This is a genomic window from Peribacillus sp. NPDC097284 (assembly GCF_044761765.1).
Classification (GTDB): Bacteria; Bacillota; Bacilli; order Bacillales; family DSM-1321; genus Peribacillus.
Genome location: NZ_JBIWCZ010000001.1, coordinates 110,053 through 131,141 on the forward strand (window position 1 = coordinate 110,053; position 21,089 = coordinate 131,141).

The 21,089-nt window shown below is 40.4% G+C and carries 25 protein-coding genes; 7 read left to right on the forward strand and 18 right to left on the reverse strand.

Annotated elements, in window-relative coordinates:
• The first annotated feature begins 35 nt into the window (after window positions 1-35).
• On the forward strand, window positions 36-461 hold the full coding sequence (locus ACIQXU_RS00595; RefSeq protein WP_402869311.1) for an Ohr family peroxiredoxin: 426 nt from the start codon (window positions 36-38) through the stop codon (window positions 459-461).
• 58 nt (window positions 462-519) lie between these two features.
• Here ACIQXU_RS00595 and ACIQXU_RS00600 read toward each other — a convergent pair whose 3' ends face one another.
• Complete coding sequence (locus ACIQXU_RS00600) at window positions 520-957, reverse strand: MarR family winged helix-turn-helix transcriptional regulator (protein WP_402869313.1); 438 nt, start codon at window positions 955-957, stop codon at window positions 520-522.
• Window positions 958-1,208: 251 nt separating this feature from the next.
• Complete coding sequence (locus tag ACIQXU_RS00605) at window positions 1,209-1,472, reverse strand: YqkE family protein (RefSeq protein WP_402986133.1); 264 nt, start codon at window positions 1,470-1,472, stop codon at window positions 1,209-1,211.
• 124 nt (window positions 1,473-1,596) lie between these two features.
• Here ACIQXU_RS00605 and ACIQXU_RS00610 point away from each other — a divergent pair, with 124 nt between their 5' ends.
• A complete protein-coding gene (locus ACIQXU_RS00610; RefSeq protein WP_402986135.1) occupies window positions 1,597-2,505 on the forward strand; it encodes an alpha/beta hydrolase in 909 nt (302 codons plus the stop codon).
• Between the two features lie 46 nt (window positions 2,506-2,551).
• Here the strand turns inward: ACIQXU_RS00610 and ACIQXU_RS00615 are convergent, their stop codons facing one another.
• The 3 genes from ACIQXU_RS00615 to ACIQXU_RS00625 form a co-directional block, all read right to left on the reverse strand.
• Window positions 2,552-2,875, reverse strand: a complete 324-nt coding sequence (locus tag ACIQXU_RS00615) for an iron-sulfur cluster biosynthesis family protein (protein ID WP_402869323.1) — start codon at window positions 2,873-2,875, stop codon at window positions 2,552-2,554.
• Between the two features lie 102 nt (window positions 2,876-2,977).
• The gene (locus ACIQXU_RS00620; RefSeq protein WP_402986137.1) at window positions 2,978-3,310 is read right to left on the reverse strand and encodes a YolD-like family protein; all 333 of its coding nucleotides are present in this window, start codon (window positions 3,308-3,310) and stop codon (window positions 2,978-2,980) included.
• A 26-nt stretch (window positions 3,311-3,336) separates the two neighbouring features.
• Window positions 3,337-4,596: a Y-family DNA polymerase gene (locus tag ACIQXU_RS00625; RefSeq protein ID WP_402986139.1), complete on the reverse strand. Its 1,260-nt coding sequence runs from the start codon at window positions 4,594-4,596 to the stop codon at window positions 3,337-3,339.
• Between the two features lie 397 nt (window positions 4,597-4,993).
• On the opposite strand from ACIQXU_RS00625, the gene ACIQXU_RS00630 reads away from it, so the two are divergent.
• Entirely contained in the window at window positions 4,994-5,653 is a 660-nt protein-coding gene (locus ACIQXU_RS00630; protein WP_402986141.1) for a C40 family peptidase, read from the forward strand.
• A gap of 55 nt (window positions 5,654-5,708) precedes the next feature.
• On the opposite strand, the gene ACIQXU_RS00635 is transcribed toward ACIQXU_RS00630, so the two are convergent.
• The 3 genes from ACIQXU_RS00635 to ACIQXU_RS00645 all read right to left on the reverse strand — a co-directional run bounded on the left by ACIQXU_RS00635 (window position 5,709) and on the right by ACIQXU_RS00645 (window position 8,181).
• A complete protein-coding gene (locus ACIQXU_RS00635; RefSeq protein ID WP_402869330.1) occupies window positions 5,709-6,242 on the reverse strand; it encodes a DUF3221 domain-containing protein in 534 nt (177 codons plus the stop codon).
• A gap of 155 nt (window positions 6,243-6,397) precedes the next feature.
• Window positions 6,398-7,189, reverse strand: a complete 792-nt coding sequence (locus ACIQXU_RS00640; RefSeq protein ID WP_402986143.1) for an SDR family NAD(P)-dependent oxidoreductase — start codon at window positions 7,187-7,189, stop codon at window positions 6,398-6,400.
• Window positions 7,186-8,181 (reverse strand): MBL fold metallo-hydrolase, encoded by a 996-nt coding sequence (locus ACIQXU_RS00645; protein ID WP_402869333.1) that lies wholly within the window; start codon window positions 8,179-8,181, stop codon window positions 7,186-7,188. The genes ACIQXU_RS00640 and ACIQXU_RS00645 overlap by 4 nt, the downstream gene beginning before the upstream one ends.
• A gap of 521 nt (window positions 8,182-8,702) precedes the next feature.
• Between ACIQXU_RS00645 and proC the strand changes: the two genes are divergently transcribed.
• Window positions 8,703-9,548 carry a pyrroline-5-carboxylate reductase gene (gene proC, locus ACIQXU_RS00650; RefSeq protein WP_402986145.1) on the forward strand — a complete coding sequence of 282 codons (846 nt, stop codon included), beginning with the start codon at window positions 8,703-8,705 and terminating at the stop codon, window positions 9,546-9,548.
• 36 nt (window positions 9,549-9,584) lie between these two features.
• Here proC and ACIQXU_RS00655 read toward each other — a convergent pair whose 3' ends face one another.
• Window positions 9,585-9,722: a hypothetical protein gene (locus ACIQXU_RS00655; RefSeq protein WP_402986147.1), complete on the reverse strand. Its 138-nt coding sequence runs from the start codon at window positions 9,720-9,722 to the stop codon at window positions 9,585-9,587.
• Between the two features lie 203 nt (window positions 9,723-9,925).
• On the opposite strand from ACIQXU_RS00655, the gene ACIQXU_RS00660 reads away from it, so the two are divergent.
• On the forward strand, window positions 9,926-10,477 hold the full coding sequence (locus tag ACIQXU_RS00660) for a MerR family transcriptional regulator (RefSeq protein ID WP_402869337.1): 552 nt from the start codon (window positions 9,926-9,928) through the stop codon (window positions 10,475-10,477).
• 172 nt (window positions 10,478-10,649) lie between these two features.
• Here ACIQXU_RS00660 and ACIQXU_RS00665 read toward each other — a convergent pair whose 3' ends face one another.
• The 5 genes from ACIQXU_RS00665 to rnz form a co-directional block, all read right to left on the reverse strand.
• Window positions 10,650-11,444, reverse strand: coding sequence for an ABC transporter ATP-binding protein (locus tag ACIQXU_RS00665; RefSeq protein ID WP_402986149.1), 795 nt, complete (start codon window positions 11,442-11,444; stop codon window positions 10,650-10,652).
• Window positions 11,419-12,447, reverse strand: a complete 1,029-nt coding sequence (locus ACIQXU_RS00670) for an ABC transporter permease (protein WP_402956603.1) — start codon at window positions 12,445-12,447, stop codon at window positions 11,419-11,421. The genes ACIQXU_RS00665 and ACIQXU_RS00670 overlap by 26 nt, the downstream gene beginning before the upstream one ends.
• 33 nt (window positions 12,448-12,480) lie before the next feature.
• Window positions 12,481-13,476 carry an ABC transporter substrate-binding protein gene (locus ACIQXU_RS00675; protein WP_402986151.1) on the reverse strand — a complete coding sequence of 332 codons (996 nt, stop codon included), beginning with the start codon at window positions 13,474-13,476 and terminating at the stop codon, window positions 12,481-12,483.
• Window positions 13,477-13,670: 194 nt separating this feature from the next.
• Window positions 13,671-14,489, reverse strand: coding sequence for a squalene/phytoene synthase family protein (locus ACIQXU_RS00680; RefSeq protein ID WP_402869344.1), 819 nt, complete (start codon window positions 14,487-14,489; stop codon window positions 13,671-13,673).
• Window positions 14,490-14,553: 64 nt separating this feature from the next.
• Window positions 14,554-15,486 (reverse strand): ribonuclease Z, encoded by a 933-nt coding sequence (gene rnz / locus ACIQXU_RS00685; protein ID WP_402986153.1) that lies wholly within the window; start codon window positions 15,484-15,486, stop codon window positions 14,554-14,556.
• Between the two features lie 215 nt (window positions 15,487-15,701).
• Here rnz and zwf point away from each other — a divergent pair, with 215 nt between their 5' ends.
• On the forward strand, window positions 15,702-17,198 hold the full coding sequence (gene zwf / locus ACIQXU_RS00690) for a glucose-6-phosphate dehydrogenase (RefSeq protein WP_402986155.1): 1,497 nt from the start codon (window positions 15,702-15,704) through the stop codon (window positions 17,196-17,198).
• A gap of 42 nt (window positions 17,199-17,240) precedes the next feature.
• Here zwf and ACIQXU_RS00695 read toward each other — a convergent pair whose 3' ends face one another.
• The gene (locus ACIQXU_RS00695) at window positions 17,241-17,396 is read right to left on the reverse strand and encodes a hypothetical protein (RefSeq protein ID WP_402986157.1); all 156 of its coding nucleotides are present in this window, start codon (window positions 17,394-17,396) and stop codon (window positions 17,241-17,243) included.
• 271 nt (window positions 17,397-17,667) lie between these two features.
• On the opposite strand from ACIQXU_RS00695, the gene ACIQXU_RS00700 reads away from it, so the two are divergent.
• Entirely contained in the window at window positions 17,668-17,841 is a 174-nt protein-coding gene (locus ACIQXU_RS00700; protein WP_402869352.1) for an asparagine synthase, read from the forward strand.
• A gap of 16 nt (window positions 17,842-17,857) precedes the next feature.
• On the opposite strand, the gene ACIQXU_RS00705 is transcribed toward ACIQXU_RS00700, so the two are convergent.
• From ACIQXU_RS00705 to ACIQXU_RS00715, 3 genes are all read right to left on the reverse strand, one after another.
• Window positions 17,858-18,535 (reverse strand): transposase, encoded by a 678-nt coding sequence (locus tag ACIQXU_RS00705; RefSeq protein WP_483878349.1) that lies wholly within the window; start codon window positions 18,533-18,535, stop codon window positions 17,858-17,860.
• A 187-nt stretch (window positions 18,536-18,722) separates the two neighbouring features.
• Window positions 18,723-19,271 carry a transposase gene (locus tag ACIQXU_RS00710; protein ID WP_402986159.1) on the reverse strand — a complete coding sequence of 183 codons (549 nt, stop codon included), beginning with the start codon at window positions 19,269-19,271 and terminating at the stop codon, window positions 18,723-18,725.
• Window positions 19,272-19,931: 660 nt separating this feature from the next.
• Window positions 19,932-20,975 carry a YheC/YheD family endospore coat-associated protein gene (locus ACIQXU_RS00715; protein WP_402986162.1) on the reverse strand — a complete coding sequence of 348 codons (1,044 nt, stop codon included), beginning with the start codon at window positions 20,973-20,975 and terminating at the stop codon, window positions 19,932-19,934.
• Between the last annotated feature and the right edge of the window lie 114 nt (window positions 20,976-21,089).

The following is a 21,089-nucleotide window of genomic DNA, read 5'->3' on the forward strand; positions in this document are numbered from 1 at the left end:
GCACAATCTAAATGAAAAGATTGGGGAGATAAACAATGACAAAAACACTATTTACGACGTCCGTAACGGTTGATGGTGGAAGAGAAGGAACGGCCATTTCAGCTGATGGAAACTTTACGGTTGATATTGCAATGCCCGGAACGCCAAGGGCTAAACAGATGCCTGAAGCTTCTAATCCTGAACAGCTTTTTGCAGCAGGATATGCTGCTTGTTTTGATAGTGCTTTACAATCGGTTGGAAAGATTGAAGGTGCTACATTTACTTCAAACGTCACAGCCAATGTCAGTTTATTGATGGGTGATATGCATCAATACAGCTTGGCTGTAACATTAGTCGTAAAGGGATCAGGAATCGATAAAAATTCATTTGAAACTTTCGTTCATAAAGCTCACCAAATGTGCCCTTATTCAAAAGCAATCAACGGCAATGTGGATGTTGCCATTGAAATTGAAGTAGAATAAAGCAATTTCACAAAAAAACGCTTGGGTTTGAAGTGAACCCAGGCGTTTTTCTATTCCTTCAAAGTGCTTGCAAGGTTTTTAATAGTTGAAGCAGCGACGCTTTCAAATCCTCAACCACTTGCTTATCTTCACCGGACATATCCGAAATGCGTTCAGGAATGAAACAGGCTTCTTCCCTTAAATCAAGTCCCTTTCGAGTCAGCTGAATCATGACAGACCTTTCATCTTTAGTGGACCGTTCACGAACAATGAGCCCATTCTGCTCCATCCGTTTCAACATGGGAGTGAGCGTTCCTGAATCAAGTGCAAGTAACTCCCCTAATTTCTTCACTGTAAGCGTGTCTTGCTCCCATAGTAAAAGCAGAACGAGATATTGAGGATACGTTACGTTAAGTTTGGTAAGTAGTGGTTTATACTTCTTGGTCATTTCCCTCGAATTTGCATATAGAAGGAAGCATAGTTGATTTTCCAGTACAGATTCTATTCTTTTTTCCATTTCATCACCAACTAATAGTAGTCCATTCGATAAGCGGGTACCTATCAAACTTACTTTTAATATAATCGTTATGCTTTATAAAATAAAGCGATTCGGCCATCCAAACAGAATTACGAAGGAATTTAATTTGTTCCATGTCATTTTCCTCATACAAAAACATCCCCGTTATAAGTACATGGGTACCAACGAAGATGCTTTCCATTTATCGTTTTTTTGGTCGGGTCATAATAAACATCCCGATTTCATTAAAATCATTTATAGTTTTTCCAGTTAAGATCACTTTCACCCAACAGCTCTTCGAATGATTTATTTTTCTCACGCTGTTTTCTTTCTTGACGTTTCTTTTCTTCTTCTGCTGCTCTCTTCTCTTGTTCCGCATCGTTTAATTCTTTTTGTTTTTGGCGAAGCTGCGACATGATATCTTGATTGAGCATATCACCAAGTTTCAATGATGACGATGCTTCTTTATCTTGCTTTTTACTTTGATTTTGATTGCGCGGCTGTTTCTTTTTCATCCTTAAAACCCCCTGACATTATACATTATTATACCATGACTCCGGTTTTACCCGTGACGATTTCTTAACAGTATTTTCTTATTTTTCAACATGGTAAAATAAACTAAAAACAAGGAGGTTCACCATGAAAAAATGGGGTCTCGCAATTGCCGGCATCTTGACGTATATGGTCGGCATCGGTATTTATTTTTCTAATCGGCTCATGTACATGAAGAAGAAGGAAGATGATTTCATCAAAGATCGTGAAGTCTTGGCTAAACGGTTCATTCAAGAGGATTTTGATACCCTGCCTAAAAGCGAAATCTGGGTACCTTCTCCATCTGGGTATTCCTTGAAATGCATGTTTATTGAACCGCATCCTACGAATAAGTGGATCATTATTGCTCACGGCGTGACAGAAAATAAAACGAACTCGATCAAGTACATGAACATTTTCCTTAAGCGTGGATTCAATGCGGTCATCTATGATCACCGTCGTCATGGAGACTCCGGTGGGAAAACAAGCAGCTATGGACATTATGAAAAATTCGACTTGAAAGCCGTGATTGACGAGTTAAAAAAACGTAAAGGTTCAGATCTTTTCTTCGGCATTCATGGTGAATCCATGGGGGCTGTGACCCTTCTTCTATATGCGGGCATGCTTGAAGATGGAGCAGATTTTTATATTGCCGATTGTCCATTTTCCAATTTTGAAAAGCAAATTCAACATCAAATCGGTATGGAAATCCCTTTTCCAACCTGGAGCATCTTTCCACTTGGGCGCATGTTCATCAAACTTCGTGATGGATATTGGACGAACGAAGTATCACCGATAGATTTCATTAGTACTATCGAAAAACCAGTGCTGTTCATTCATAGTGAACCTGATACTTTCATTCCCGCTTCCATGACACTTGAATTATATGAAGCAAAAAAAGGACCAAAACAACTTTACCTCGCAAAAAACGGGGCTCACGCACAATCATATAATGCTAATCCCAAGGAATATGAGGAACGGATCGACCAATTTCTCGAACAGCTTGTATTGAAATAGACAAAGGGAGAATCTCACGACTATCGGGATTCTCCCTTTGCTTTTTTTAGAGTTTATTAAAGTAACTCATCCTTGGATTCAAGATTTGATTCGGGCTTTTTAGCTGAAAGCAGTTTGCTTCGACCACAAAGTCTATTGTCATGATATCATCGAGAAAAATCATTTTAGATTTTTCGACATAAAGGGGAATTCCATTGGTTTCCACTTTTTGATTATCCTCCTCAAGCTCGTCAACGAGCCAAAGAGCTGTCACGCCACTTACTACGCAACCACAGCCATCTGTATCATATTTCAACTGTAAATGTCCTTCTTTTCCCTGTATTTTATCGGAAAGTTTTTCGGCTGCTCTATCTGTCCATTCAATGTACATCTCATTTCCCCCTATTCGTTCCATTCCCCCATTATAAACGATGAAAGGACCCCTGTCCTTTTCCCGCACTCTTGTGCATCCATGGGGATAATCCCACCATTCTTATTGCATCAATCTTACATCCGCTATATGGGAAAGTTGAATATAATGTGGTTGCTGAAAATGGTCAATAATATGAAGTCTTTGCAAGCATTCATCATAATAATGAATGCTTCCGATTAAAAGCTGGTATCGGGTTCTGTCATAATAGGCAATCGTGACCTCTCTACCTTCTTCCATCGCTTCCCCCATCACAGCATTCATTTCTTCAAACTGCTGTTCATCGAGAATGCGTCTTGCTTCATGGCTATCCTCCGCCACCCAATCCCGCAACATCTTCACATGCTCCGGTAGCATCATGGATGTCCATTTGATACGCCCCCGATCATGAATCATTCTTTTTTCCTCCTCTGACGACTTTGTCAAGCCTTATGCCCGCCAAGCAATCCGCTTCTATAAACGGCCGTCCCGGCTTTCGTATACGAAACCGCGCGCAACAGTGATTTTGAACCATATTTATGTCGAATGCGGTCAACGGTATAACTCAATTCCCGCTTTTTCCACCGTGAAGCATCAAATAAAGTCAGCTGCATCTCATTATCATCCACAATATTCGAGAGTGTGACCGAAACGCTACGAACCGTTTTTTGCTTATGATAGTTTTCATGAAAAAGTTCAAGACAGACTTTATACAATTCCATTGTGATATTTGTCGGTTCCTCAATCGAACGGGAGCGATGAAACCCACCGCCAAACTCATCCTTACTATAACCAATGCTCAGACTGATCGTCCGTCCAGCCTTCCTATGGGTACGAGCCCTTCTTCCGACTTCCTCACAAATTTCTACCATAACCTGCTTGATCTCGTGTTCTTCCTTGTAATCACGGAGTAAAATCTGACTTTTACCAAAGCTGACCTGCCCCTCGATGATCGGCGCCCCGAGATCTGACAAATCGATTCCCCAGGCATGATGATAAAGCTGATTGCCCATAATCCCGAACTTCGCTTCAAGCAATTGAAGGTCATAATTGGCAAGTTGCCCGACAGTGAATATTCCCATGCCATGAAGGGTCTTTTCCACCCTCCTTCCTATCCCCCACATTTCACGAAGCGGAGAAATCGGCCAAAGCTTAGCTGGTACGTCTTCATATGTCCACTCAGCTATTCCTGTATGTTTGGCCTCGAGATCAAGAGAAAGCTTCGCCATCAGCATGTTCGGCCCAATCCCGATTGCACTTGGAATCTGTAATTCCCTTTCAATGTCATCTTTTATTTTCCTGGCAATATTCCAGGCATCCCCCCATAAAGAAGCCGCTCCATCAACTTTCAAAAAACTTTCGTCCACACTGTATACATGAATCGCTTCTTTTGGAACATAGCGGTGAAACAAGCGCGTAATCTCCGTCGAAACTCTCAAATAAGTGGCCATTTTGGGTTCAACGACTAGAATGCGCGGATCTTTCGGTATCTCAAACTTCCGAGAACCTGTTTTTATACCGAATTCCTTCTTTAGCTTTGGAGAAGCCGCAAGCACAATGCTCCCCTCCCTATTCTTATCACCCACCACTGCCAAATAACATTCGAGCGGATCCAATCCATGCATGACCGCTGAGCAGCTAGCATAAAAACTTTTCATATCAATACACATAATTGATTGTTTCGGCATCATGCTATAATCCATTTTTTCTTCACCCTACATAGAATATATGTTCGCTTTTATATTATATCCCTCATTCTAAACGAATAAACGTTCGCATTCAATGGAAGTTTCATGACAAATTTCCACCTTTTTATGGGACTCTTTTAAATACCCATAAAAATCCTTTATTTTAAAAGTAATCCATTATATCCAACTAGTTTTCACAAATATAATTAGTTGGTATCTTGCCCAAAATGGGAACCGTGGCTTTTAACCCTTTTACTATTCAAGAAAAACGTTTTCTATGTTTTTTCACTAAGTATTATTACTTATTTTTTGTAATGAAAATGTAATCAAAAACTGGTTTGATTGTCACAATGGTATTGTAGGATAATATTGTTAAAGAAGAATAGAGAGATAGAGAGAGGAAATGAGATACATGAAGAAATGGATTGCCTCAGCTGCTGTTGCTTCTGCATTAATGCTGACCCCACTTCAGGCGTTTGCAAATATTGGAGATCAAACCCTCAGACCCGGAATGACACATAGTGATGTCAAACAACTACAAACCCTATTAAAAACTAAAGGTTATTTCACATATACTGGTTCACTGACTACTTACTACGGAGCCTATTCAACAACTGCCGTAAAAAACTTTCAAAAAGCTAAAGGATTGACTGCCGATGGGATTGCAGGAAGAAATACCTTCAATGCGCTCGGTGTTTATAATGTCAATAATACAAGCATGATTAATTATGCAAAAACATTGATAGGCTCACCATACAAATGGGCTGGCACGACACCAGCAGGATTTGACTGTTCGGGGTTCATCTATTATGTATTCCAAAAATCACAAGGAATTACCCTACCACGGACAACATCCCAGCTTTATGCGAATACCGGATTGAAAGTATCATCGCCATCAAAAGGCGATCTTGTATTCTTTGATACTTCTTCTGGAAAGACGGGTGTTTCCCATGCTGGAATCTACATTGGAAACAATCAGTTCATTCATGCTTCCTCTTCTAAAGGAATTACCATCACCGATATGAATAACTCCTATTGGGCGCCAAAATACCTGGGTGCAAAAACTTTATAAAAAAACATAAGACTAAAACGAAGCAGGGCAGAATCTATTTGATTCTGCCCTGTTATTATTTTAGATATAAGATTTCTTCAGTAGAATCGTCTACGGTCACAGTAAATGATGCGTCCAAGTTGGAGCGATTCATCATTTCAATATTGTATACATGCTCGGAAGGAAAATGAATGATTTCAAGAACCATGAAACGCTGACTAGGAGCTTTAGTCACATGCTCAAGTGCAGCAGTTACGGCCTTTTGCTCTTCTAGACTCTCTTCATCCTTTAAAATCCGTATCAATTCTGCATCCGCTTTCGAAGGAAATGATTCTTCGACCTCTCCACCGTACCATGGTTTAACTTTCATCCCGATTGCCAAGTCTGAATAACTGAGCTTTGCCCCATGTTCATCTTGTATATACGTATGATTTTTCACCTTGTAATACGTCCCTTTTATCAGAATCCGCTTATCATCTAAATCTGTAATGAATCCTTCTTCTCCCTTGCCAATGGACTTATGGGGTTGCTCTTCAGAGAAGGATTGACAGCTTCCCAGAATGAAAAAAAGGAATAAAAAGATAAAAGACTTTCCCATAACGAGCTTCATACAAAATCCCTCCTATAAAACAGACGAATTTACCAATGAAATGGTTACATAAAATGGAAAGTTGATCCAAATAAATTCAAAAAAAAGGGAATGTCAGATGACACTCCCCTTAATTTCTTATTAAAATAGTAATCTTCACTTATATTTAGAAGTATCTATTTTTTAAAAAATGCTTTTTTCCCAACGGTCTCAGTGATTCTTGGAAACAAGGTATAAAACTTACTCACCATATTCATCCAGGCGGGCAGATTGACTTCCCGTTTATTAGTTAGCATGGCAGCAACGATTTTGGCTGCTACATCCTCAGGCTTAAGCATGAATTTCTTAATGCCCTTCATATATGTCCCGGATTCATCCGCTATAGTAAAAAAGTTGGTTTCGATTGGCCCAGGATTGACGGTGGTCACATGAATGTTGTCTTCCATCAATTCAAGCCGGAGAGCATTCGAATAACCAAGCACCGCGAATTTAGTGGCTGAATAAAGTGTGGACTTAGGTGTTGCAATTTTCCCTGCCTGTGACGCAATATTAATGATGTGGCCCGCTTGTTTGCGCTTCATATGTGGAAGCACAAACTTCGTACAGGCCATCAAGCCGATTACATTGACAGCAAACATCCCTTTACTCTCTTCTAAATCCGTATCAAGGACTTCTTTAAACGTGCCGTGCCCGGCATTATTGACCAACACATCCACGGTGCCGACCTGGTCGTGGATGTCAACGAAGACCCTTTCCACTTGTTCTGTATCGGAAACATCCAACTTCCATACAAAAACATCGACCCCGTATTGGCTGGTCAGGCTCTCCTTCAGAGTCTGCAATTTATCCAGGCTCCTTGCCAAAAGAACGAGTCTTGCCCCAAGTCGGGCAGATTGAATCGCAATTTCCTTTCCAATTCCTCCCGAAGCCCCGGTAATGACAATGACTTTCCTGCTTAATTTACTCAATAGATTATCCCCTTAGAAACTGTCGTCGCACTTGAATATAAAATGACACCCGATTGCATTTCCAATTCGATTTCACCCAAATCCTCCAGATAATCCAACTGACCGACCGTTTCCGAGAGTGTCAAGTCGACTTCCTGACGATAAACTTTTGGGAAGAGACGCTGACACACTTCAAATCCCGTTAAAGGTTTTTCTTGGAGCATGCTTTTCACCTGCATGGCCCGATTATGCTGTCGTTCAAATCTATATCGAATCAAATCGGACACTTTCTCTCCATCAATTTCTCCCCCATGTCCTGAATAAACCTTAGAAATCGGAAAGTCTAATAGTTTTTGAAGGGAGGCATTGTATTGAAGCAATGGCCGTTGACGAACGCCACCCACAATCAAGGGTGGCTCCATTAATGGATTAGGCGAAATTCTTGCAAGTAAGTGGTCTCCTGCAATCATTAAGCCGTCACTCTCCCGATAAAAGGAAACATGGCTTTGCGCATGACCAGGAGTCTCGATCACTCGCCATCCTGGAAGGCCCGGAAGTTCGTCACCCTCAGCCAAATGTGCTTGCATGTTCCTTTTACTAAGGAATTGGATTTCTTCTTTGTCATGGGTCAATCTATGTTTCAATTCTTCAGCCACGCCCAATTTCCCTGCAAAGTCTAGAAAGAAAGAATTATGGGTGTCAAGGAACTCATCGCTTAGAGTCAGCCACCGCTGATTGTTTTTATGACCATACACCGGGACTTTCTTATCGAAGAAATCGAGTGCACCAGCATGGTCTGGATGATGATGCGTCAAGATTATTTGTTCAATATCAGATAGTTGCAGCCCTAATTCCCCAAGTCCAGCATTCAGTGCCTCTTTTGATTGTACGGTTTTAACCCCCGTATCAATTAAAGTTAAGGCATCTCCTTTAACTATGTAAACATTTACATCGCCCACTGCAAACGGCGTCGGCAGAGAAAGCTTTGCGATATCCCCATTCCAATTCACCATGTCTATTTCCACCTTAATATTATATTTAAATAAGCTTATATATCCGTAAAATTTGGTATTTCCTTATTTTATTAGAAAACTGTGTATGTAATCACTATTTTACATATAATCCTGAACATTGTCATTATTTTCACATAATTAACGACTATATTTTAAGGCTCAGCATATATTACTATTGACAGAGTACTCATGCATCCTTCATAATCACAAGTAATTAAAGACGGCACGGCTATGATTGAGGCCAAGTAAATAATGGATGGCGTAAAGAGAGTGAAGTTCTTAAATGTGCTGAAAAGCTTCACCGTCCTCTCTATTATTGAACCTACCTTATGAGCCTTCAGTAAAACTGACGTTCATCCCACGTTAGCGGATTCAAGTGCAACTTCCTTTTTATTTTGTAGGAGTTGAACAAAGGTGGTACCACGGAAGCCAGACCTTTCGTCCTTTATTGGATGAGGGGTCTTTTTTATTTTATTTGGGAAAACTGACCGTTACTAGTATGCATTAAAGGAGTGAGTGAAATGAAAAAAATAGCTTTTATCGGGGCTGGATCAATGGCCGAAGCAATCATTTCCGGTTTGGTCACTCAGCAAGTAATAAACCCGGCTGACATTTTTGTGACCAACAAGAAAAATGATGAACGATTCACTTATCTAACAGAACAATATGGGGTTACCCCAACACGGTCTCTTCCGCAACTACTAGAGAATGCGAACATAGTAGTACTTGCAGTAAAGCCAAAAGATATTTTAACCACGATGCAATCCATAAAGGAATACATCCGGGAAGATATGCTAATCATTTCCGTTGTGGCAGGGGTCCATACGGTAAGCCTTGAAGGGATTGCAGCCAAACCGGTCGCCATCGTAAGGGCTATGCCTAATACATCGGCAGCCGTCGGACAGTCAGCCACTGCCCTGTCGGCCAATGCACATACAACTGAATCGCAATTGCAGACGGCCATCACACTATTCGAAACGGTGGGCTCGGTTGCCATCGTCGAAGAAACACAGCTTGATGCCGTAACGGGCTTATCCGGAAGCGGTCCCGCTTATATTTATTATCTGGTCGAGGCTCTGGAAAGATCCGCGGAATCCATTGGCCTTGATGCCGTAACAGCAAAGCAATTAATCCTTCAGACATTAACCGGTGCAGCCGAAATGCTGCAGAAATCGCCAAAAACACCAGCGGTACTGCGAAAAGAAGTCACTTCACCGGGAGGGACCACGGAAGCTGGCCTGAAAGCACTTCAAGCCCATCAGGTACAAGAAGCATTTATCTCCTGTGTTCAAGATGCCACCGAGCAATCCAAGCGAATGGGAGATCAAATCAGTAAAGAGCTGGCTAAATATGTAGTTCCCCAATAATAATAAGTAAACAGGCTGTTGACTCCCAAATGGGAGTTAACAGCCTATTGTGTCTAAATGGCCATGACTAAGATAACGAAGAGAAGCTGTCATCCATTCTTCCTGATTAATTAACCCATATTTCAAATGGAATATTTCTAAATCGCCTTCCCGCTTATCCAGCTTACTTGGCAAATACGTTTTCCCCATCAAAATGATTATATTACGTCGGGAAGAACACCCACTGGAAATACGACGGTACCGGTAAATAAAATCGACATGGCAGCAAAAACAGGTAGGAAATCCACTATCTTTGGCGAATCAGTACTTGTTTTGTCAACGGCAAAGGAATCGCTTCTTTTATCTAGAATTCTACAACCAAAAGGAGGGGAATCTAGATGAATACAAGTGCAGTTGCCAAGTTATTGAACGTTTCTCATAGTACCATTCAACGCTGGGTTACTCAATTGAACATGGAAGTAGAACGGAATCAGCTAGGTCATTACCAGTTTTCGGAGGAAGATATTGACTTATTGAGGAAAATCCAAGACCAGCTGAACGAGGGAGTGGTCTTACAAAAGGTGAGCATTTCAGAAAAGAAGACCAGAAAGGCCACTGTTAAACAACCTATTGAGTCGGAAAAAGGACAAGATCACCTAAACGAAAGAGTCTCCAGGCTAGAAAAAAGTCTGAAAACAAAAGCGGATGACGTTGTTTCCTATCAACTATTACAGCATAGAAGTGAAATGGAAGACATGCATAAGCTCGTCACTAAACTTGAAGCCCGTATTGAAGCATTAGAAGCTGCCACCATTCCACCAGCAGATTTTTATCTCGCTACCGAAGAAGCTGCCGCCGCTAAAAAAACAAAGAAAAAGTCCTTCATGAAAAACTTTTTTGGAACCAAAAAAGATGACAATTCTCCTTGGAGCACTGCTGATAGCGATTAAGCAGGAGGACCTTGCATTCTCTCCGAACGTCCACTGTCCTCTGCAGTCAACCCGTTCTCTTGGCCTTCCGTAAGGCGAGACTCAGTCACTCGATAGTAAACCCTTCCTATTCCGCCGAAAAAAGAGGCCTCGGTCCAAGGTCATTCACCTTGAGCGCTAGGCCTCTTTCACTTTATATCAACACCGCACGGTCATTTAGCATTTTTTCACCCTTGATACGCTGGAATTCATTCAAGAGCTTATCAACAGTCAGTGCCTGTTTTCTCGGGCCTCTTGCCTCGAAAATGATTTGGCCTTTATCCATCATGATTAAAGAATCACCAAGATCGATGGCCTGCTGCATATTGTGAGTCACCATCAATGTAGTTAACCGGTTCTTTTCAACAATTTCCTTCGTCAGGCTTGTAACAAGCTCTGCCCTGGATGGATCGAGAGCAGCTGTATGTTCATCGAGAAGCAGGATTTTCGGATTGGTGAAGGTCGCCATCAATAACGATAACGCCTGACGCTCCCCTCCCGATAATAACCCCACTTTTGCATTCATGCGATTTTCCAATCCTAAATGGAGTGTACTCAGGCTATCGTTAAAAAGCTCTTTCCGTCTTTTCGTTACCCCAAAACCAAGACCCCTTCGATTCGTCCTGCCATACGCGATGGCCATATTTTCTTCGATGGTCATGTGCGGGGCCGTTCCGAGCATGGGATCCTGGAAAACCCGCCCAATCATTTTAGCCCGCTTATGTTCTTCAATCGATGATACATTTTGGCCATCAATGATGACATCACCAGCATCGGGAAGGGTCTTACCGGAAATCATATTCATCAACGTGGACTTCCCAGCACCATTACTGCCAATGACCGTTACAAATTCACCCTTTGACAGCTGTAAATCCAGATTGCCAAGGGCAAGCTTTTCATCCGGAGTCCCTTCATTGAAGACCTTATAAATCTGATTTAGCTGCAGCAAATTCCTCTTCCCCCTTTGTAGGCTCGATACGGTGCAGTTGCAATTCTTTGAGTCTTTTTTTCTTACGACCTTTTTCTTTTTGTTTTTCGGAAATTTGCGGGATGACTAAGGCACCGATTACAATAAGCGCAGTGATTAATTTCACATCACCCGTATCAAGGAATTTTACACGTAGCGCCAATGTAACGACGATACGATATATGATGGCTCCCCCAATGACAGCTAGCGTGGCGCGTACAATCGTTTTTGCGCCAAATAACGCTTCCCCGATGATGACGGAGGCCAGACCGATTACGATGATCCCGATTCCCATCCCAATATCGCTAAAACCATTGTACTGGGCAACTAAAGCACCAGAGAAAGCAACTAAGGCATTCCCGATGGCAAGGCCTAATATCTTCATATTCCCTGTATGAGCCGAAAAACTCTTGACCATCGCTTCATTGTCACCAGTTGCCCGAAGCGCAAGGCCTACATCCGTTTTTAAAAAGGCGGACATCCCCAGTTGAATCATTACTACTACAATAAACATGACAATGAGAATGCCCCATGTTTTTGGCAAACTTTCACCAAGGCCAATGATTGAAAAAATCCCATTAAACATTTGATCCAAACCAGTATGAGACCATGCTTCTGAGATGTTCGTGATAATCGTCGTTTGAGAAAGCAAGGGAATGTTCGAAGCCCCCATGATCCTTAAGTTAATGGAAAAGAGCGCAATCATCATTAAAATACCGGCAAGAAGCGGATTTATCTTCCCTTTTGTATGCAGCAGCCCTGTCATCGTCCCTGCCACAAATCCGGCAAGCATGGCGCAAAACGTGGCCATAATCGGCGAGAAACCATTGACGATCATAATAGCGGCGACAGAAGCTCCTGTCACGAAGCTACCTTCGACCGTCATGTCCGGGAAATCGAGAATTCTGAATGTCAAATAGACTCCAAGTGCCATGATCGCATAGATCATTCCAGATTCAAAAGAGTTAAATATGGCTGTTGGCATTTTTATCTTCCTTCCCTGGAATAACGCAAAAGCTTATTTAACAAACTCAGCATTTGCTTTCCATTCTTCTTTTATTTCAACACCCATTTCCTTTGCAGCTGTTTCATTAATCACCAATTTTAGTTTTTGAGGATATTGAACCGCGATATCACCTGGTTTTTTATCATCTTTTAATATTTCTACCGCTTTCTGGCCTGCTTCGTAGCCAATATCATAGTAACTGAAGCCATATGCTGCGAAACCGCCTGCATTCACGGAATCAAGTTCCCCGACAAATAAGGGGATATCCTGGTCATTCGCTACCGAAATCACCGATTCTAACGCTGAAACTACTGTATTATCCGTAATGATATAGAAAGCATCCGCTTTTCCAATCAACGATTCCGTTGCCTGCTTAACTTCGGCTGAAGTCGAGACGGATGCTTCCACGACTTTCAAGCCCGCTTTTTTTGCCTCCGCTTTCACATTTTTAATTTGAACGACTGAATTTTGTTCGCCCGTATTGTAAACCGTCCCTATTGTTTTCGCTCCAAGCTCTTCTGCCAGGAACTTCATGGAATTTTTGATGGCATCCGGATGAGAATCGGTCGTACCTGTCACATTTCCACCTGGTTTCTCCATGGACGTAACAAGTTCCGCAGCTACTGGATCAGTTACAGAAGTGAAGACGATTGGAATATCTTTAGTCGCATTCAATGAACTTAAAGCGCTTGGCGTCGAGTTAGCAAAAATCAAATCCACTTTATCCCCGACAAAGTTATTCGCTATCGTTTGGCTGTTGTTTTGATCGCCCTGAGCAATTTGGAGATCATATTTTGCTTTAATGTCACTATCCTTCAAAGCAGCCTGAAACCCTTCATATGCTTGATCCAAAGAATCATGCTGAACGATTTGTGTCACTCCGACTTTGAAAACATCCTTATCACTTTCGTTTTTTGCCGAGTCTTTCTCGTTTTCATTTCCACACCCTGCAAGTAAAATTCCAGTAATCAAGGTCAAGGCTGCCGTTGAATATAATCTCTTTTTCATAATGTTCCTCCGCTTTTCTCTTTTTTAAAATTCTGTCTCTCTAACGAAGTCAACTTTTCCGCTTTTATGTACTAAATTATAATCGTTTACTGCCACTATTCCAATATATTTTTTAAATTTTTAGAATTTTACAATTACATTTATGAAGTAATAAAAAAGCTACTGTATAAACTTTATACAGTAGCTGGCTCTTCTTAATTATCGACGACCTGGTTTACGATAGTGGTAACCGTTGACCGATCGATTTTTTCTTTTCCTTCTTTTAACGCCTTCAAAGTAGCTTTAGCCAATTCCAAAGGAATTTTACAGAAATGGACAATATCCTTTGTCTCAATGTCTTCAATGTACCTATCCGCCAATTCAAGATTATATTCTGTATGGCTCAGCATCTCTTTGAAGCCCCATCCATTCGGATAAAAATTCACGCCGCGTTCTGCATCTTCTTCACGGTTCCGTAGGATGTTGACCGTTTGAAGGCCCTGTCCAAATGCAATGGCAAGATTGCGATCCGTATCTGTTCCATCATACCATTTCCAAATATCAGAGAGCATCACCCCAACTAAACCAGCGACATAATAGGTATACTCATCAAGCTCTTCCTTATCATGTATTTGCCAATTCTTCGAAACCCACTTCGCCATGCCTTCAGCCATTTCCTTGGTAGACTCAAGGACCTTACCAAGCACACCTGGAGGACAATAATCCATCCAATCTCCAAGTTGCAAGGTCACTTCCGGAAGCACATCCTTATATGGTTCAAAAACAGCCTGGATGTCCTCTTTACGATAATCGGTTTTCAATAGGCTGCTAACAGCCTGCAATAGGGCGATTTTATCTTCGGCACCTAGATTCGGGTGGTCTTCAATTTCATCAATGGCCCGCATGCAAAGATATGCCGAACCAATGGCTTCCTGTAATCCTGATGGCAAGTAACTAATAGGGATAAAAAAAGTACGACTTGTTTTCAAAAGAAAATCCATCGCCTTGTTATGTAAATTATTTTGTTCAGTCATTTTTTCACCCTCCTATATCCAATAAGCAATTGAACTATTATACCAAATAATCGTAATGATTTCCCTATTCTTGTACATATAAAGGGATTTTAATCGACAATAAATCTTCTGCCATGGTTGTATTCGAAAGGATTGCACTACTTTCCTCTTTTAACCGTTCTGCATCCTCAAGAGTATAGCGTGAGGAGATATGTGTTAAAACAAGGTGCTTAACCCCCGCCTTTTTGGCAGTTTCAGCCGCTTGTATAGTAGTTGAATGGAAATAGGCCGTTGCCAATTCCGTTTCTTCCGCAGAAAAGGTTGCTTCATGGATGAGATAATCAGCTGAGTCGGCAAGGACGAGGGCATTGTCGCAAACCCTAGTATCACCAAGTACCGTAATAATCCTGCCTTTCTGCGGCGCACTAAGATAGTCTTTCCCATTAATGGTCCGACCATCTTCAAGACGGACCGATTCCCCATTTTTCAATGCTTTATAAAGGGGACCCGGTTGCACTCCTTGTTTACGCAACTGGTCAACCAGTAAACTCCCCTGCCGATCTTTTTCCACGATTCGGTAACCGACACTATAAATGCCATGATCAAGTTCCAGGGCGGTCACGGTAAACTGGTCATCTTCGAATATGACGCCTTCCTCAATTTCAATAATTTCCAATGGATATTTCAAATGAGTGGCACTCACTTGTAAACTCGTCGTGATATAAGCATCAATGCCTTTTGGGCCGTACACCGTCAATTTTTCGACTCCACCCTGAAAAGACCTGCTGCTTAAAAGACCAGGAAGACCGAAGATGTGGTCACCATGCAAATGCGTTATGAAAATCTTTTCAATTTTACGTGGTTTAACCGCCGTTTTTAAAATTTGATGCTGTGTCGCTTCCCCGCAATCAAAAAGCCATACTTTTCCCCGTTCTTCTAATAATTGAAGGGCGATTGCCGTCACATTACGCGCCTTTGCCGGAACACCAGCGCCCGTTCCTAAAAAAACAAAATCCACATTCCTACCTCCGTTGCAAAAACTTTATACCTTACTATAGCATAACAGAGGCCCTGATTCATTTTTCAACGTTTAAAATTCGACCTCTTTGAAGATTTTAATGAAATTACGAAAAAATGCGCAAATAGATTGCTTTGAGGGAAAGCTAACCGTAAAATTAAGAATTAGTACATATCCAACTTAAGATAGAAATTACGGAAAGTTGAGGTTCTAACATGACAGAAAATAAACCTACAGCATTAATCATGATTTTTGGCGCTACCGGAGATTTAGCGAAACGAAAACTGTTTCCTTCGATATATCGATTATTTCAAAAAGAAAAAATCAATAAATTCGCAGTGGTGGGTGTCGCCAGAAGGCCATTAACCAATATTGAGTTTCAAGCAAGTGTAAAAGACTCCATCCTGACGTTCGGACATGCGGAAGAAAAGGTCGATGAATTCGTTTCCCATTTCCACTATCATTCACATGATGTAACTAGTTCGGAGTCCTATTTACAATTAAAGCAGGTTGCTGATAATTTAGACGGTCAGTATGATTTGGAAGGCAATCGTATCTTTTATTTAGCGATGGCACCGGAGTTTTTCGGAACCATTGCCGAACAGGTAAAAGCCCAAGGCTTGACCGATACCAAGGGTTACAAACGCCTTGTCATCGAAAAACCATTTGGTCACAGTTTTGAAACAGCACAAATCTTGAATGAGCAAATACGTACCGCTTTTGCTGAAGATGAAATTTATCGAATCGACCATTATCTGGGCAAAGAAATGGTACAAAACATCGAAGTCATCCGTTTTTCCAATGCCTTATTCGAACCACTATGGAATAACCGTTATATTTCCAACATTCAAGTTACTTCAAGTGAAACACTTGGTGTCGAGGAACGGGGACGTTATTATGAAACAAGTGGCGCCTTACGAGATATGGTCCAAAACCATTTATTGCAAATGGTCGCCCTGCTTGCAATGGAACCTCCGATTGCCTTGACTACAGAAGAAGTCCGTAGCGAAAAGGTCCGAGCATTACGGTCACTCCGGCAAATGAAAGTGGACGAAGTCAAAAAATATTTCGTCCGCGGTCAATATGGCTCAGGTACAATAGGGGAACAAACACTCCCTGCTTATCGTGATGAATTGAATGTCGATCCTGAATCTAATACAGAAACCTATGTTGCAGGTAAATTGATGATTGATAACTTCCGCTGGGCGGGTGTTCCTTTTTATATCCGTACTGGTAAAAGAATGGATGTAAAATCGACGAAGATCGTTGTTCAATTTAAGGACATTCCAATGAATCTCTATTACAAAACCGAAGAAACCTTGCAACCAAACCTTCTCGTCATCCATATCCAACCTGAAGAGGGTATTTCCCTTTACTTAAATGTGAAGAAATCTGGAACGACGATGAATACGAAGCCAGTGAAGTTGACGGTCTCCAACAAAGGAATCGAACATATCAATTCACCTGAAGCTTACGAAAAGCTTTTATTTGATAGCATGCGTGGAGATGCCACAAACTTTACACATTGGGATGAGGTCGCCCTTTCATGGAAGTTTGTCGATACCATCTCGAATGCCTGGGAAAATACGAAAGAAGCGTCTTTCCCCAATTATGAAGCGGGTTCGACAGGACCAAAAGCATCCGATGAGCTTTTAGCAGAAGATGGACATGTTTGGTGGCAAATCGAAAAAGAAAAAAGAATTAATCAGTAAACTAATAAGAGGATGCAGTGAACCTGCATCCTCTTCTCTATTTTATGAGGCACTCTTTTTGATGATTTTCTCTCGAATGGCATGGATAAAATCCTTCGATTCTGAATCTGTTCCATGATTAAGCCAAAAAGTCACACTTGATTCAATAACCACAAAAAATAAAACAAGGGCTACGATCATCCAGATGAAGTGCATCAATTCAACCACTCCTTTTCTTGCTTCACTTATACGATCATCATCCCATACATTTTATACAGGTACATAAACTGTTAAAGATGGTTGCTATAAATCTTACTACTTTCGGCATAAAAAAGAAATATACCAAGTACCCATTTTTTCATTGAGTTCAGTTTATTATTTCATCTCTCCTTTTTCCGTATAGCCGAATGATAACGTCAAGCTGTGGTAACAATATAAATGGTGTTCTTTATCTGAATACCACTACTAACCGATGCGGAGGGATTTTACGATGGAAGTTCGTGAAGGGTTAATTCCAACAGCGTTAGGAACTGCCGTAACTGCTGCAGGTTATGCCATGAAGCAGAACCGTGGCTCAAACAAGATGGTTGCTAATACCGTTTTTGGTTTCGGTTTGGCACATGTTGTATTAGGGGTCATTGACCTTGTTGAGCATCGACGTTAGTAGAAGAAGGGGCTGTCTAATAAGTCCCTAAAATAAAACGGGTGAAGAAAAACAATTGTTTTTCTTCACCCGTTTTTCTATTTTTATAATAATTTACTGAAAGTAGCTGACGTAATCCAGCTATCTTCAGTAAATTATGTGCCATGGCTACGATGCCAAACTCCGTTTGGACTTTCGCTAAGCCCCGAAGCGAAAAGCGACGGAACGACCTATTGCCCTTGATATGACCAAAAACACTCTCTACCTCGATTTTTCGTCGAGCGTAAAGTTGTGCATTCGATTCAGACCAAAGGTTCACTTTTGCTTTCGCTTTTAATTCTTCATAAACTGGATTAACATGCACTTGGCGATTTCCTGTCGCCTTTGTACATTGAGATTTTAATGGGCAATCCGTACAATCCTCACATTCATAAATTTTAAAGTCACGTGTGAATCCATTTTTATCCGTACGGGTCGAGTAACGCTTAAATAAAACCTTACGGTTATTTGGACAGGTGTATTCATCCTTTTGTTCATCATATGCCCAGTTACTCGCATGACGAATATCTTTTTTATAGCTCCGTTTTTGTTCCGTTAAAAAAGTATTGTAAGGAATCAAAGCTTCAAATTCTTCTTCCAAAGAGTAGAGATAGTTTTCTTCACTGCCATAGCCGGCATCTGCGATGACGTTTTTCGGGAATGGAATGGTAGCGATGTATTCTTCAGTGCCTCTATATGGGGCTTAAAGTATCAGTTGGGCGCTGATGTATCGTATAAAAAAGAATGAATTGATTTTCCGTTGCCATTTGAATATTATAACCAGGTTTTAGTTGTCCGTTATTCATATGTTCATCTTTCATCCGCATAAATGTCGCATCCGTATCAGTTTTAGAATAACTATTTCAATCGCCAAATAGAGCTTTTTGTTGTTTAAATTTCACTAATCGTGGACCTAAGTCTTCGCGCACTAATTTCAATAGTTTCTTAACCGGACTGAGTTCCCGTCGTTTTTCTTTTCGTACCTGGACATCTTCTTCAAGCTGGATACCATTCGTTTCTTTTTCAACTTTCTTCACTAATGCTTTTTCTATTTGAGTTAGTTTTTCCTCTGCCGTTAAAAAGGACGTTTCGTCTTGAGCAGACAGTTCATGCCCTTCTTCATCTGTAATGGTCTGAATCTGTTGGTACGTTTCTTCAATTTTTTCTTGTAGCTTCGCCTCAAACTTTGTCGTCGCTTTTTTCCACACAAATGAATACTTGTTTGCGCTTGCTTCAATCTTTGTTCCGTCTAGGAAGTAATTCTCCATAGTGATGTGCTTTTCTTCTATTAGTTGATGAATCATTTCTTCAAAAAGTTTCGGAAGGAACTTTTCCATTTGTTGTGTGCGAAATCGATTAATCGTTCGATAATCCGGTTTCTGCAAGCCAGCCAGATGATATACATTAGTCACCCGCTCCTTTTCTCTCTTGCCTGCTATCTCCTACGCTCTTAGCTAACATTTACTAGACCATACCTTCATTCAAAGGTGTTTAAACTACAAGGATGAATAAAATAAATCATACTACTCTTTTCATAAAAATAAAAAATGCAAAGTTCCTATTTACAATTATACATATATTACCATCTCTACCGCATGGATTGTTGTTCAATAAATGAATGTTAATATCATACGGTGTTCACCTCCAATAGAGTTCATCAAACAGAGGGCACCGCTAACATCGGTTTGAAGGAATTAAACATTGGATGTTAGTTAATTCCTAGTATTGGGCACTGCAGTGTTGACTACAGTAATACTAGAAAGCAAAACCGCGGCATAAAACGCCCAACCTTGGATACTTGAAAAGGTCCTTGTCATTCATTCGTTTATAGCTGAAATATGGATTTTTTATGGATAGCTACGATATTTAATTCAAACCGTTCACAAAACTGACTAATGGAAAGTACTCTCCTATATGTATATGAATACACATAATATACCTTTTGAATACGACGCCCTTTATTGGCCACAGAAAATCCCCTCCCAGATAGACTTTTAAGAACACCCTCCATCATGTCCTTTTTTTACTGTCTATCTGTAGGGGAAAATATTAAGTAGAAAAGCGTAAATATCTTAATCAGAGATATTACGTTTACTATTAGTAGCCAAATGTTTAGCATAAAGAACCGTATTTCTTGCTACATCTAATTCACAATTAAATATCATAGGTGCCCCTGGTCTCCAATTTACTTCAAATAACCACAATTTTTGGTTCTCATCAATTCCTACATCAATGCCCAATTCATCAAACGATACATCTTCATATAAAGAATCAAAGTGGGTAGCAAAACTTATTGAGAAATGTTCAAGCGTTTTTTTTATATCAAACCAGGAATCTTCAAACTCATTTTTCAATAAAATATCAAGATAACAAGTATAACCACCGCTACCCATATTTGATGTAATGCTTCCTAGGGTTCCTACACGTGGATAAATAGCGGTAATGACCCACTTTCCTTCTCCATTTTTTTGTACATGCAATCGTAAGTCATATACCTGACCGGATTTAATTTGACATGAAATAAAACGTTGAACTAAATATTCTTGTTCTTGAATTTTATGAGATGCAAATTCGATCAATTCTTGTTTTTTATAAATAGAGATTTTCCCAGCTTCATTCACTCTGTATTTTTCAGTTCCTTCTTTTTCAATAAAAACGATACCCTGGCCCTGATGTCCAGACAATGGTTTGATAATCACTTTGGGATAAAGATGGACCATTTTCATTAACCTATTAACTTTGGTTAATTCATTAGTGGGTATAAGATATTGTTCAAATGATTTCCCTTTTTTAATTTGCTTAAATACATGTAATTTATCCCCAACAGAATGACTTGTAAACGGAATGATCTCGGATAAATAATCTACGATTATTTCACCTTTTTCAGTTAAGGGATAGCTAGCATTATAGATGACGTCAGGAAAAGGAAATTTCTTTTCAATCCAATTTCCGTTCTCGTAAATTTTCCCATTAATTGTTTGATTTTTTATATCTACTTGCCCTGGCGTAAAGTAAAAGAAATTTACCCCTTCTGCTTTTGCTACAACTGAGTAAGCATAGGCTCTCCTCACTTTTAGTGGATCCGCCCGATGATGAAGCATGCCAATTAAGGTCATAATAGTTGCATCCCACCTTTTATTAATGCTTTCCTCAATAATTATTAAATTAGGCCTGTCTTTATTCCTATTTTTTGACTTATTAAGAACAATCATTGTCCCAAATATATATTC